Source organism: Winogradskyella schleiferi, from assembly GCF_013394655.1.
GTDB lineage: Bacteria > Bacteroidota > Bacteroidia > Flavobacteriales > Flavobacteriaceae > Winogradskyella > Winogradskyella schleiferi.
Genome location: NZ_CP053351.1, coordinates 738,916 through 754,140, shown reverse-complemented (window position 1 = coordinate 754,140; position 15,225 = coordinate 738,916). Strand labels below are relative to the sequence as shown.

Below are 15,225 nucleotides of genomic sequence, written 5' to 3'. Positions count from 1 at the left end.
ATTTGGTCTGTTTTTGGAATACATTTTGAATGTTTTTTGTAATAAATACTATCATATGAAACACTATATATCATTACTTATGCTCATCTGCTTCGCTTCTTTTTCCAATGCCCAAAATGATTTTGAAAATCAATGGAAAGAAGTATCCAAACTCGAAAACGACGGACTTACAAAAAGTGCTTCGGAATTGGTAGAGACTATTTATAAAAATGCGGTTAAGACGGAAAACACCCAACAACGGATCAAAGCTTTGTTACATATTAGTAAGTATATGCTAACCCTTGAAGAAGATGCACAACTTAACATCGTTAATCGTTTCAAATCTGAAATCGATGCCACGAAAGATATCGTGACCAAGCACCTTTTGGAAAATATGTTGGCCACCATGTATTGGCACTATTTTCAGCAAAGTCGCTATCAATTTTATAACAGAACCAAAACCTCTGAAAAAGTTAGTGATGATTTTAGAACTTGGGATTTAGAAACTATTTTTAATGAAATCCACAAATATTATCAGCGTTCTCTTGAAAATGCAGATCTACTTCAAGAAGAATCGCTAAATGAATACAGCATACTGCTTAATGAAGTCAAAAACTCAAAAACATATCGTCCAACATTATACGACTTATTGAGTCATAATGCCTTAAGTTTTTATAAAACGGACGAAAACAGCATCACACAACCGGCCTATAAATTTACTATTGATAACGCTGATTTTATTTCCGATAGCGAACTATTTCTCAATGTGAATTTAACATCCAAAGACACCTTATCACTTCAACGAAATGCTCTTAAAATCTTTCAGAATTTATTAAAATTCCATCGTAAAGACCAAGTCTCAAAAGCCTTTGTAGACGTAGATATTGAACGTTTGAATTTTGTAAAACAACATGCCACATTTTCAAATTCAGAAGATTTACTTCTTGAAACCTTAATGTCGAAATCAGATGAATTAAAAGTTTCGGAATTATCCACTTTATATGATTACGAAATTGCAACAGTTTATCAAAAACAAGGCAATTCATTCAACAATAATCTTGAAGACAACGTGATAAACACCAGAAATCGTTGGAAATTAAAAGAAGCCATTGAACTTTGTACTTCGGCAATTGCTAAATTTCCAGAAAGTATTGGAGCTCAAAAATGTAAGGTTTTAATAGCACAAATTCAACAACCGAGTTTACAGTTACAAGCTGAAGAATTTATTGGTATTAATGTACCTTCAAGAATCTTAGTGACGTATAAGACTTTAGAAAACTTAGATTTCAAAATTTACAAAGTTTCACAAAGTCAAATAGAACGTTTTAATGGAATTTACAGGGCAGATGAAAAACGAGCGTTTTTCAAAAACCTGAATCCTGTTGAAACTTTTTCGAGCGCTTTAAAAACAGAAGGCGATTATCAAAACCATGGTACCGAAATTGTAGTACCAAATCTGGCAAATGGTTTATATCTTATTAAAGCAAATACTAATTCTGACACTGACGTTTTTGCTACGGCTCATATTCAGGTTACGGATGTAGCGTTGGTGGAAAGCTCTGAAAACGAGTCGCATTTCTATCAAGTCATCAATAGACACGATGGGAAACCAATGACTAATATTACAGCTGAACTATCTTATTCCAATAACCAAAATGACAAGCGCTTGACCAAAAGATTTACAACCGACCGTTTTGGAAAATTTGAATTTAGTAAAGACAATAAGTATTACAGAAACGTTCAAATAAAAATCAATTCAAAAGACGATACAGGCTATTTTGGCGATTATTACATCAACAGAACCTACAATCAAAACACAAGTAACGATACACAATACCATACGTTTTTATTTACGGACCGAAGCATTTACAGACCAGGACAAACGGTTTATTTTAAAGGCATCATTACGCAATCGAAAGACGGAAAATCATCGGTTGCTGATGACAAAGAAATTACGGCAGAGTTGCATAATGTGAATGGCGAGAAAGTATCGGAATTAAAGTTTGTAACCAATGAATTTGGATCGTTTCATGGTGAATTCATACATCCCAACGGAGGATTAACAGGTCAGTTCTATATCAGAACATTATCAAATACGGTGGGCAGTGGACATCATTATTTTTCGGTTGAAGAATACAAACGACCAAAATTTAAACCTGAATTTCAGCCGATTACAGAAACCTATAAAGTCAATGATTGCATCACGGTTAAAGGTACTGCCATTGCTTTTGCTGGTAGCAACATTACAGATGCCAAAGTAGTTTATCGCGTTAAACGAAATGTAAGATTTCCAGGTTGGTATTATTGGAGACGACCATATTTTAACTCAGAAGCGCAAGAAATTACCTTTGGAGACACTAAAACAAATGCCAAAGGCGAGTTTGAAATTACGTTCAAAGCCATTCCAGACGAAAGTGTGTCAAAAGACAACCTTCCGGTTTTCAATTATGAAGTCACTGCAGATGTTACCGATATTAATGGCGAAACACGTTCAACTTCTACGATTGTCAATGTTGGTTATCATGCTATGACACTCAACATTGTGGCACCTCAAAAAATTGATAAAGAGACCAAAGAAATAGAATTGACTCTAACATCGCAAAATCTCAATGGCGAATTTATACCTACAAAAGGAGAATTAAAAATCTATAAACTGAACGCACCAGACCGTGTTTTAAGAACAAGGCCTTGGCAAGCGCCAGATTATCAAACGCTTTCTAATGGAGAATTTATAAAACTATTTCCGCACGAACCTTATGACAATGAAGGTCAATTGACCAATTGGCCAAAAGGCGAGGAAGTTTACAGCACATCTTTTGATACTGAAAACGCGAAAACCATCACCCTAAAAAAACTGAACAAATGGGAATCCGGACAGTATATCCTTGTTGCAGAAAGCAAAGATAAGTTTGGGCAAACCGTAAAAGATCAAATATTCACGGCACTTTTTAGTGATAAAGACAAAACCGTTGCCGACAACCAATTATATGAAGCGCAATTGAACAAAACGAGTTACGAAACCAATTCCATGGCAAAATTAACTTTAGGTTCGGCAGCAGAAAACCTAACCGTCACGGTTGAAATTGAAAAAGACAACACAATTATAATGACACAATTGGTTGAACTTAATGATTCTAAAAAAACGATAACGATTCCTGTTTTGGAAAGTGATTTAGGAGGGTTTGCGGTGCATACATCATTTGCAGCTTTCAATGAATTTCACTCCCAGAGTTTTAATGTAAACGTGCCTTATCCTAAAACCGATTTGGAAATTGAAACGACAACGTTCCGAGACAAACTACAACCAGGACAAGACGAAACCTGGAGTTTTAAAATAAAAGGCCCAAAAGGCGATAAAGTTTCTGCGGAATTGTTAGCAAGTATGTACGATGCGTCTTTAGATGAATTTAGGGCTCATAATTGGAACTTCAACCCTATTCATAATCCTGTTTATTATGGAAGAATCCATAAAAATTCGGGACAGAGCTTTGGAACCACTCATTTTAGATTGTTTAATAATTTTAATGTAAACCAGAGTTACCCATATCAAGGTTTCGACCAATTGAATTGGTTTGGGTTTTATTTAGGAAATGATTTTTTTGTAAAAAGAAGTATCAGTTATAGTAACAGAGTATCCGCACCACAAGCAGATTTGATGGCCATGGAAGATTCTGCAGAAATGGAAGAAGTTGTAACTGTAGGTTATGGTGAAACAACGAAAACTGAAAGTGATAAAGAATGGAATCCAAAAAATTCAGATGGAAGTAATCCTAATCAAAATAAAAAAGAGATTGATTTAGATAATATCCAAATCCGAAAAAACCTAAACGAAACCGCCTTCTTCTTTCCACAATTGCAAACCGATGCGGAAGGCAACGTCAGTTTCAACTTTAAAGCACCAGAAGCGCTGACCAAATGGAAACTACAATTGTTGGCACATACTAAAATTTTGGAAAGTGCAGTAACGCAACTAGAAACCGTTACCCAAAAAGAGTTAATGGTCATACCTAATGCACCACGTTTTTTGAGGGAAGGCGATGAAATTACTATTAGTACTAAAATAGCCAATCTTACAGAAAATGAATTATCAGGTGTTGCACAGTTAATTTTGACCGATGCATTAACCGGAAAGATCATTACCGAATCTCTTATCCGCACACAAGCTAGTTCTTCCCCTCTGGGGAAGCTAGAAGGGGCTTCTTTTTTAGTTTCCTCAAAAGGCAACACACAAGTCTCATGGATTTTAGGTATTCCTGAAGGTCTACAAGCGGTACAATACAAAGTGATTGCAAAAGCAGGCGATTTTAGTGATGGTGAGCAAAATGCCTTACCTGTTTTAAGTAATAGGATGCTAGTCACGGAAACACTTCCTATGTGGGTACGTTCTAACCAGACCAAAACATTTACGTTGGATAAGTTGAAGAATAATACTTCGACAACATTAACCAATCATAAGCTAACACTAGAAATAACGTCAAATCCGGCTTGGTATGCCGTTCAAGCTTTACCATATTTAATGGAATATCCTTATGACTGCAATGAGCAAACATTTTCACGTTATTATGCGAATGCTCTGGCGCAACATATTGTAAAATCGAATCCTAAAATTGAAGCGGTTTTTAAGCAATGGAAATCGACGGATGCTTTACTTTCTAATTTAGAAAAGAATCAAGAATTAAAATCATTATTGATTCAAGAAACGCCTTGGTTACGTAATGCTGAATCTGAAACGGAACAGAAAAAACGTATCGCTTTATTATTCGACCTTAATAAGATGACTAATGAATTGCAATCTGCTCTTAGAAAACTGCGAAACAATCAGCATAGTTCTGGCGCTTGGCCTTGGTTCAATGGCGGACGCGATAATCGATTTATCACACAGCATATCATTGCTGGTTTTGGGCATCTCAAACAACTAAATGTTAGACAAGACCCTGTTGAAGGCTTTTCTGAAAACCAAATGATTCAAAATGCATTACAATATTTAGATACCGAATTCGTACAAGAATATAAAGACCTCAGAAAGTACAATAAGAATGCAGATTTAAGCAAAGACCATCTATCGCATACGCAACTGCATTATTTATACACACGAAGTTTTTATCCCGAACATACGCCTTCTAAAGAAGTGAAAAAAATAATGGATTATTACCAAACACAGATTCAAAAGTATTGGTTAAGACGTTCATTATACGATAAAGGATTAATGGCATTGACCATGCACAGAATGGCTGATGCCAAAACAGCAGCTAAAATCGTAAACTCCCTAAAAGAAACCAGTATTACGTCTGAAGAACTAGGAATGTACTGGAAAAACAACACCAACTCTTGGTATTGGTACCAAGCACCAATTGAAACCCAAGCCTTGATGGTTGAAGTGTTTTCGGAAGTTGGTAATGTCATACAGAGCGACCTGTCCGAAGAAGCAAAAACGAAGGCGGAAGCGAATAATCTCAAAGACATCGACAACCTAAAAATCTGGTTGTTAAAGAATAAACAAACCAATAGTTGGAAAACAACCAAAGCAACTTCTGAAGCCGTTTACGCCTTGTTATTACAAGGAAGTGATTGGCTCAGCGTTACAGAACAAGTGGAAGTAAAAGTTGGCAATGAAACCATTTCGCCTTCGACATTAGATAACGTAAAAGTGGAAGCTGGAACAGGTTATTATAAAACCTCATGGAATGGTTCAGAAATTACACCAGAGAAAGCTGATGTTACCATCACTAAAACCATGCCTGCCGGCAGGCAGAAAGGTGGAGGCATTGCTTGGGGAGCCTTGTACTGGCAATATTTTGAAGATTTAGATAACATCACTTCGGCAGACACACCTTTAAAATTAAGCAAGAAACTATTCATAAAATCGAACACGGCTAATGGCGAAGAAATCACCGAAATCACTTCAAATTCAATATTAAAAGTTGGCGATTTAATTAGGGTTAGAATTGAATTGAGAACCGATAGAACCATGGAATTTGTACATCTTAAAGATATGCGAGCTGCAGGTTTAGAGCCTATAAATGTATTATCGCAATACAAATGGCAAGATGGTTTGGGCTATTACGAAAGTACCAAAGATGCAGCCACTAACTTTTTTATGGACTATTTACCAAAAGGGGTTTATGTTTTTGAATATGATTTACGCGTGAACAATGCAGGAGACATGAGCAATGGCATTAGCACCATTCAGAGTATGTATGCACCGGAATTTAGTAGTCATAGTGAGGGGATTCGAATTTCTGTAGATTGATTTATCTCTTGAAAAAAGAAATTATTCTCTAGAGGTAATTCTATAACTAAACACTGCAAATTTCTCGCAAAGGCGCAAAAGGAGCAAAGGATAAAGCAGACTAAAAAATGTAAACCTAAAAATTTGAAATTATTACGGTTTAATTTTCATTTTTTACTGAAAACTGAGACTGAGACTGAGAACTAAAATTTACATTCCAGTACGTATCGCCTCCACAGGATCCAATCTAGAGGCTTTCATTGCTGGTACAACTCCGGAAATCAGACCTATAATCGAGGAAATAAAAAATCCGAGAAACATATTTTGAGCAGATAGTACAAAAGTGAAATCTTCAGTAAGGTTACTTCCTATTATCGTGCCTATCCAAACTAAAAACAGACCTACTACACCGCCTACGATAGCCAAAATCACAGCTTCAAATAAAAATTGAAACAGGATAAATTTATTCTTTGCCCCTAATGATTTCTGAATCCCAATAAGATTGGTACGTTCTTTCACACTCACAAACATAATGTTGGCAATTCCAAAACCGCCTACCAATAAAGAAAAACCACTTATTATCCAACCAATTAAATTCAAACTGTCAATAATCGTATCTATCAAATCTTGTAATCCTGAAATAACACTAATAAAAAAAGTATCTATTTCGTCCGGTTTCAAACCTCTTTTAGTCCGCATTATTTGAACAACTTCAGCTTTTAAACCTGCAATATCAGCATCTTTTTCTGGTTTGATAATAACAATATATTTCATATTTGGATTATTATCACCATACCTATTCCTCACATAATTCGCAGGTAGAAAAATAGACACATCGTTACTATCGCCAAACAAACCTGAACCTTCTTTTTTAACCACACCAATGACCGTAAACTTCTGGCCGAAGAGCCTCACCTTTTTACCTATCGGCTCAAACTCTCCAAAAAGTGATTTAGCGATTTCCGATCCAATTACCACTACAGGCCGACCAGAATTAGATTCAGATTCATTGTAAAAACGACCTTTTTCAAATTCCAAAACTTGAATATCAGCAAATTCATGAGAGACCACTACGGTATTGACACTGCTTACCAATTCAGATTCATACCTAATATTTTCGCGCTTCACAAATAATTGTAATGCTACGTGTTCTGCTTCAGACAATGAAGCATCTAGAGTTTTGTATTCGTTATAAGTTATTTCATCAAAAGTCTCCCTTTGCCAACGTGGCACATCAGTTGGGCCAAACGGCATATTTGCCAAGTACATAGTATTACTATCTAAATTACTTAACTTACCTTGAATAGTTTGATCGAGAGAATCGACTGCTGCCAAAACAGCAATAATAGAAAATATACCAACCGTTACACCTAAAAGCGACAAGAATGTCCTGAGTTTATTAGTACGAAGCGCATTTAAAGCGAATGAAAAACTCTCTTTCAGTAAACGTAAATAGACCAGCATGCAAAGGTTGTTTTAAAACAATTTAAATATAGGACGTTTTCAACAATTTATTGTTACAAAAAACTTAAAGAAACTGGTTTCAGCACCAATAATTCTTTTTGAATATGCGTATTTTTGCACCATCAAAAACACAACACAACATTATGAGCAACAAAACCATTTCATCGGCACTAATATCGGTATTTAGTAAAGATGGATTAGCACCAATCGTTAAAAAATTAAACGACCTCAACGTTACCATTTATTCTACAGGTGGCACAGAAAAATTCATCAAGGATTTAGGAGTTGATGTCATACCAGTAGAAGACGTAACCTCTTATCCATCAATTCTTGGAGGCCGTGTAAAAACCTTGCATCCTAAAGTTTTTGGAGGTATTCTGAATCGTCAAAATCACGATGGCGATGTTGCTGAATTAAAAGAGTTCGACATTCCACAAATTGATGTAGTTATTGTGGATTTATATCCTTTTGAAAAAACTGTAGCTTCTGGAGCAAGCAACCAAGATATTATTGAAAAAATTGATATTGGAGGTATTTCCTTGATTAGAGCGGCCGCTAAAAATTATGCAGATGTAACTTGTGTCTCTTCGGTTGACGATTATGCTGAGTTTTTGGAATTATTGGAAACCAAAAATGGTGAAACTTCTGAAGCCGATAGAAAACAATTTGCTGCAAAAGCATTTAATGTATCATCGCATTACGATTCTGCAATATTTAATTACTTCAACAAGAATCATGAAATTCCTACTTTAAAAATTTCGGAAAACAATGGGAAAGTGTTGCGTTATGGCGAAAATCCACATCAAAAAGGGTTTTTCTTCGGAGATTTTGATGCCATTTTTACAAAACTTCATGGTAAGGAATTAAGCTATAATAACCTTTTGGATGTTGATGCCGCTGTTAATTTAATGCTGGAATTTAAAAACGACGCACCAACGTTTGCCGTTTTAAAACATAATAATGCTTGCGGTTTGGCTCAGCGCGACACGTTACACCAAGCTTACGTAGATGCCTTAGCTGGCGATCCAGTTTCAGCTTTTGGTGGCGTTTTAATAAGTAATTCCGAAATTGATTTGGCAACCGCTGAAGAAATACATAAACTATTCTGTGAAGTGGTTATCGCACCATCGTTTTCTGCTGAAGCATTAGAAGTTCTGAAAGGAAAGAAAAACAGAATCCTTTTAATCCTGAAAGATATAGAGATGCCAAAAACCAATGTAAGAAGTTGTTTAAATGGTGTTCTAGTTCAAGATAGAAATAACGTAACAGATACACTTGAAGGTTTAAAATCAGTTACAAAAACCACAGCATCTTCGAGTGAATTAGACGATTTAATTTTCGCTTCAAAAATTTGCAAACACACAAAATCCAATACCATTGTTTTAGCAAAGAACAAGCAATTGTGTGCCAGTGGCACAGGACAAACAAGTCGTGTTGATGCCTTAAACCAAGCGATTCACAAAGCGAAATCGTTCAATTTTGATTTAAATGGAGCCGTTATGGCGAGTGATGCATTTTTTCCATTTCCGGATTGTGTAGAAATTGCGGACAATGCTGGAATTACGGCTGTCATTCAACCTGGAGGTTCCATAAAAGATGAATTAAGTATTAATTATTGTAACGAGAATAATCTTGCGATGGTTTTTACAGGAACGCGTCATTTTAAACATTAAAATTAGATACTAGACCGCTTCACTTTTAGAAGCAAGAATCAAGACTTAATACGGAGTTTTTTTAAAATCAAATAAAAAACAAAAATAATCAATCAATAAACATCTTTAAATGTAGAAATAACGTATATTTTACTACTTTTACAGATAGTCTTAAAAAGAAGACTGAAATAACCCAAATAATTAAGAACAGCATATGGGATTTTTTGATTTCCTAACGGAAGAAATAGCCATAGATTTAGGAACCGCAAATACACTGATAATCCACAACGACAAGGTTGTTGTTGACAATCCATCGATAGTAGCAAGAGACCGCATTAGCGGAAAAATCATAGCCGTTGGTAAAGAAGCCAACATGATGCAAGGAAAAACGCACGAAAACATCAAAACCATTCGTCCATTAAAAGATGGCGTAATTGCAGATTTTGATGCTTCGGAGCAAATGATAAGCATGTTTATTAAAAACATTCCTGCGCTAAAGAAGAAATTCTTTAATCCTGCTTTGCGAATGGTCGTTTGTATTCCTTCTGGAATTACTGAAGTAGAAATGCGAGCGGTAAAAGAATCTTGTGAGCGTGTTAATGGTAAAGAGGTTTATTTAATCCATGAACCAATGGCAGCGGCAATAGGTATTGGAGTGGATATTATGCAACCAAAAGGAAACATGATTGTTGACATTGGAGGTGGTACTACCGAAATCGCCGTAATTGCTCTTGGTGGTATTGTTTGTGACAAATCTGTAAAAGTTGCAGGTGATGTATTTACAAATGATATTATCTATTACATGAGAACACAGCATAACTTATATGTTGGAGATAGAACAGCTGAAAAAATTAAAATCCAAATAGGAGCTGCAACTGAAGATTTAGAATTACCTCCAGAGGACATGAGTGTTCAAGGTCGTGATTTGTTAACGGGAAAACCGAAACAAGTTCAAATTTCGTTCCGTGAAATTGCTAAAGCTTTAGATAAATCCATTTTACGTATTGAAGATTCTGTAATGGAAACCTTATCGCAAACGCCTCCTGAATTAGCAGCAGATATTTATAACACCGGAATTTATTTAGCTGGTGGTGGATCTATGTTAAGAGGTTTAGATAAACGACTTTCCCAAAAAACAGATCTTCCCGTTTATATTGCTGAAGATCCATTAAGAGCTGTTGTAAGAGGTACAGGAATTGTACTTAAAAACTTACCTAAATACAAAAGCGTATTGATTAAATAAGCCGTAAATAATGCAACAAATTTTTAATTTTGTTATTAGAAACAAAACCTTTCTGTTGTTTTTATTGCTTTTTAGTATTGCCTTAGCTTTAACGATTCAATCGCATACTTATCACAGGAGTAAATTTATAAATTCCGCCAATTTTTTAACTGGTGGTGTTTATGGAACTATGAATTCCGTGGATCAATATTTTAATTTAAAAACGGAGAATGATATTCTCGCTAAAGAAAACAAACGTTTAAGAGAACAGCTCTTGAATATAAATACGACAGCAGATTCCTCGTATATCGACACAACATATTCCAAATCAAAATATCGAATTACAACGGCAGAAGTCTATAAAAATAGTTACTCGCTTACCAATAATTACCTTACACTAAACAAAGGTAAAAACGATAGTATAAAACGAGATTTTGGCGTTATGACTTCCAATGGAATTATTGGAATTATTGATAATACGTCCAAGAATTATGCAACGGTTTTATCTATTTTAAATACAAGAAGCCGCATCAATGCCAAAATAAAAGCCACCAACCATATTGGGTCTTTAAAGTGGAATGGCGAATCTCCAATCTATGTACAGCTTGAAGATGTTTCTCAATTTGCACCAGTAAAAGTTGGTGATACCATTCAAACAGGTGGCGAATCTTCAATTTTCCCAAAAGGTATTGGTATTGGAACTATTGATAGTTTTGAAACCGATATTGGTGGAGACACATATACCATTCAAGTGAAATTATTTAACGACATGACCAATGTAGGAACGGTTTATATCTTAGAAAATTTAGATAAAAACGAAATTCAAGATTTAGAAAACAGCACAGATGAATAGTGTTGCAGGTCTAAATATCGTTCGGTTTGTGTTACTACTTTTAGTACAAGTAATGATATGCAACCATATTGACTTATTTGGTTATATCAATCCCTATATTTATATCATATTTATTTTCCTATTTCCGATAAAGGAAGAACGACTTGTGTTGTTATTGGTTAGTTTTTTATTAGGTATGCTGGTGGATATGTTTTCCGATTCTGGAGGCGTCCATGCGGCAGCGGCAGTAAGTCTAGCCTATGCAAGACCAATTCTTCTAAAAAATTCGTTCGGTATGCAGTACGAGCATCAAAGTATAAAATTTCGTAACACTGATATGGGTAGTTTAATTACTTACATTTCATTGGGTACGGTAATTCATCATTTGGTATTGTTTTCATTAGAAATTTTTAACATTTCCAATATACTTTTAATCATTCAAAAAACGTTATTTTCTAGTATTTTCACTATAATACTTAGTGTATTGATTATAATTCTATTTAGCCGAAATAAAAAATGAGAAAATTATTACTCTTATCTACTGTAGTTCTTGTAGGTCTTGTTTTTATTGCGCGTCTATTTTACTTACAAGTTTACAACAGCTCAGCTTACGATATTTTTGAAGATACTGCGATTAGAAAAGTGTACAACTATCCTAAACGTGGTTATGTGTATGACAGGAATGGTAAACTTTTGGTTGCCAATCAACCGTCATATGATGTGATGGTCATTCCCAGGGAAGTTGTTCCTTTAGATTCATCACAAATAGATGAGTTCTGCAAATTATTGAAAATTACCACAGAAGACTACCATAAAAAATTAGCAAGAGCAACCAATTATTCGCCAAGACTACCGTCTCCTTTTGTGCCGCAGCTTTCAAAAACGGATTATGCGGTGCTTCAAGAGAAAATGCGAAAATTTGAAGGATTTTATATTCAAAAACGATCGCTTCGATCATACCAAACCAGTATTGGCGCAAATGTATTAGGCGATCTTGGCGAAGTTAATCGTAGAACTATTAAAAGTCAGCCTTATTACAAATTAGGCGATTTAATTGGTAAGCAAGGGGTTGAAAAAACTTACGAAGAGGTTTTGCGAGGGGTAAAAGGGATAAAATTTATTCAGAAAGATCGATTCAATAAAAATATCGGACCGTATAAAGATGGTGTCTTTGATACTTTACCTAAACCCGGAAAAGACATTACCTTAACTATTGATTCAGAACTTCAGGCCTATGGTGAATTATTAATGAGGCACAAACGCGGAGGTATGGTTGCCATAGATCCTCAAAGTGGTGAAATTTTAGCCATGGTCACTGGCCCAAGTTACAACCCTAATTTATTGGTTGGACGAGAGCGAAACAAAAATTTTTCTAGCTTATTCTTAGATAAAGTTAACAAACCCACTTTCGACAGAGGCTTACAGGCACAATATCCGCCAGGATCGCCATTCAAAGTTATAAATGCATTAATTGGTTTACAAGAAGGCGTGGTTGACACCCATGATAAGTTTACTTGTAGAATGGGCTACTATTATGGTAGTCAAAAATTAACGGGTTGCCACCATCATAGAAGTCCTGCAGATATGAATTTAGGCATTGCACAATCTTGTAACGCTTATTTTGTCAATGTCTACCGTCGTATCATTGACAAATATGACGATGCAGGAAAAGGCATGAACATTTGGGCAGATCATGCTAAAAGTTTTGGACTCGGCAACTTTTTGAATAACGATTTGTCCGTAGGACAACCAGGACGAATTCCTAATGGCGACTACTACGATAGAGCATACGGTGACAATCGTTGGGGTTCTACTTATATTGTCTCTAATGCCATTGGACAAGGCGAAGTCGAGGCTACACCAATCCAGTTAGCAAATATGGCTGCGGCTATTGGCAATCGTGGTTACTATTACACACCGCATATTATTAAAGATATTGAAGACGATACAATTCCGAAGAAATATAAAACACCAAAATATACAACCATAGATAAACGTCATTTTGAACCTGTGGTACAAGGGATGTTTGACGTTTACAATAAAGGAACTGCAGAATACCTACAAGTTCCAGGCATTGAAATCTGTGGAAAAACAGGTACTGCCGAAAACTTCGTAAAAATTGATAGTGTAAAAACCCAACTTACAGATCATTCTATTTTTGTGGCTTTTGCGCCTAAGGATAATCCAAGAATCGCCATTGCCGTTTTTGTAGAAAACGGTTATTGGGGAAGTCGGTTTGCCGGTAAAATGGCAAGTCTAATGATTGAAAAACACATTAAAGGAGAAATAACAAGAACCGACTTAGAACGATGGATTCTAACTCATAGCTTGGAAAATGAATATAAAAAACCGTATTCAGGCGAACCTTTTAAAATTAATGGTGAAACATCGCTTCAGGTTATTGAAAATTATGCCATCGAGGATGAATCCGGCAACATGATTCAAAATGAATCTGACCAGCAAAATTTTAAAAATTAATGTTGAGAGAAAATCATAGAGGTTTTAAATTCGATTGGATTACCATTGTACTATTTCTACTGTTAGTTGCTTTTGGTTATCTCAATATTTTATCAGCCTCTCATGTTGGCGAAGTCACAAGTTATTTTGATACCTCTCAATTATATGGCAAGCATTTAATTTTTGTTGGCCTAACCTTTGTCCTTATTGTACTTATTCTTTCTGTTGAAGCCAAATTTTATGAGCGATTTGCAAGTTTGATCTATTTAGTTGCCATGTTGGCATTGATTGGCTTATTCATTTTTGGAAAGGACGTTAATGGTGCACGCTCTTGGTATGGCATTGGCAGTATGACCATTCAACCGAGCGAATTTGCAAAGTTTGCTACAGCTTTGGCAGTTGCTAAATACGTCAGTGACCTTCAGACTAATATGACCACTATTAAGGATCAAATTAGAGTTGCTGCTATTATATTTATTCCTGCTTTATTGATTTTACTCCAGAATGACGCTGGAAGTACCATCGTATATTTAGCTTTTTTCTTTGTCTTTTATCGTGAAGGTTTGCAACAAATCTATTTGATTATTGCCTTATCATTAATCGTTCTCGCTGTTCTAGGTCTAAAATTTGGCGTAGTAATTACAGCATTAGTTGCTGCAGTTATTATCGCAAGTGTTTACTTTATGCGGAAGAAAAAGCGTGGATCTATACTGCAATATATAGCAGTTCTTTTAGTTTCTGTTTGCTTTGCTTATGGCGTGAAGCTCTTTTATGAACATGGTCTTAAAACCCATCAACAAAATAGAATTAGCCTTTGGTTACGTTTAGAAAAAGATCCTGCAAAACTAGAACGCATGAAAAAAGCGGAAGCCTACAATCTTATTCAATCGGAACAAGCCATTAGCTCTGGTGGTGTTTCAGGAAAAGGTTTTTTACAGGGCACAAGAACAACGGGAAAATTTGTACCAGAACAGCATACCGATTACATTTTTAGCACAGTAGGCGAAGAATGGGGGTTTTTAGGCACAAGCTTTGTAGTGCTCATATTTGTACTTCTTATTGTTCGGATTCTATATTTGGCCGAAGCCCAAAAGTCACAATTCAGTCGGGTTTACGGTTATGGCGTCGCTTCGATTTTGTTTATCCATTTTACCATTAATATTGGGATGGTCATGGGCTTGATTCCGACAGTTGGTATTCCATTACCGTTTTTTAGTTATGGTGGTTCAGGACTTTGGGGATTTACTATCTTACTGTTTATTTTTGTAAAATTGGATAGTAATAAGATTAACGAGTGGTAATGAATAGACTTAAGATCGCTTCGCTTTTAGAGGTTAGAGTATAGACTTCATTTTTTCGAAAAAATTCTGGTCTGCGTGCAACAGCATCC

General features: G+C 35.5%; 8 protein-coding genes. 7 read left to right on the top strand and 1 reads right to left on the bottom strand.

Annotated features, from left to right (window positions below; all coding sequences use genetic code 11):
- Positions 1-55: 55 nt before the first annotated feature.
- Complete coding sequence (locus HM990_RS03255) at positions 56-6,229, top strand: alpha-2-macroglobulin family protein (RefSeq protein WP_178987568.1); 6,174 nt, start codon at positions 56-58, stop codon at positions 6,227-6,229.
- A 189-nt stretch (positions 6,230-6,418) separates the two neighbouring features.
- On the opposite strand, the gene HM990_RS03250 is transcribed toward HM990_RS03255, so the two are convergent.
- On the bottom strand, positions 6,419-7,672 hold the full coding sequence (locus HM990_RS03250; protein WP_178987567.1) for an ABC transporter permease: 1,254 nt from the start codon (positions 7,670-7,672) through the stop codon (positions 6,419-6,421).
- Positions 7,673-7,815: 143 nt separating this feature from the next.
- Here HM990_RS03250 and purH point away from each other — a divergent pair, with 143 nt between their 5' ends.
- The 6 genes from purH (at position 7,816) to rodA (ending at position 15,136) form a co-directional block, all read left to right on the top strand.
- Positions 7,816-9,345: a bifunctional phosphoribosylaminoimidazolecarboxamide formyltransferase/IMP cyclohydrolase gene (purH, locus tag HM990_RS03245; RefSeq protein WP_178987566.1), complete on the top strand. Its 1,530-nt coding sequence runs from the start codon at positions 7,816-7,818 to the stop codon at positions 9,343-9,345.
- 193 nt (positions 9,346-9,538) lie between these two features.
- On the top strand, positions 9,539-10,567 hold the full coding sequence (locus HM990_RS03240) for a rod shape-determining protein (protein ID WP_092444594.1): 1,029 nt from the start codon (positions 9,539-9,541) through the stop codon (positions 10,565-10,567).
- A 10-nt stretch (positions 10,568-10,577) separates the two neighbouring features.
- The gene (gene mreC, locus HM990_RS03235; protein WP_178987565.1) at positions 10,578-11,399 is read left to right on the top strand and encodes a rod shape-determining protein MreC; all 822 of its coding nucleotides are present in this window, start codon (positions 10,578-10,580) and stop codon (positions 11,397-11,399) included.
- Entirely contained in the window at positions 11,392-11,898 is a 507-nt protein-coding gene (locus HM990_RS03230; protein WP_178987564.1) for a rod shape-determining protein MreD, read from the top strand. Before mreC ends, HM990_RS03230 begins: the two co-directional genes overlap by 8 nt.
- The gene (locus tag HM990_RS03225) at positions 11,895-13,856 is read left to right on the top strand and encodes a peptidoglycan D,D-transpeptidase FtsI family protein (protein WP_178987563.1); all 1,962 of its coding nucleotides are present in this window, start codon (positions 11,895-11,897) and stop codon (positions 13,854-13,856) included. Before HM990_RS03230 ends, HM990_RS03225 begins: the two co-directional genes overlap by 4 nt.
- A complete protein-coding gene (rodA, locus tag HM990_RS03220) occupies positions 13,856-15,136 on the top strand; it encodes a rod shape-determining protein RodA (RefSeq protein WP_178987562.1) in 1,281 nt (426 codons plus the stop codon). Before HM990_RS03225 ends, rodA begins: the two co-directional genes overlap by 1 nt.
- Positions 15,137-15,225: the final 89 nt, after the last annotated feature.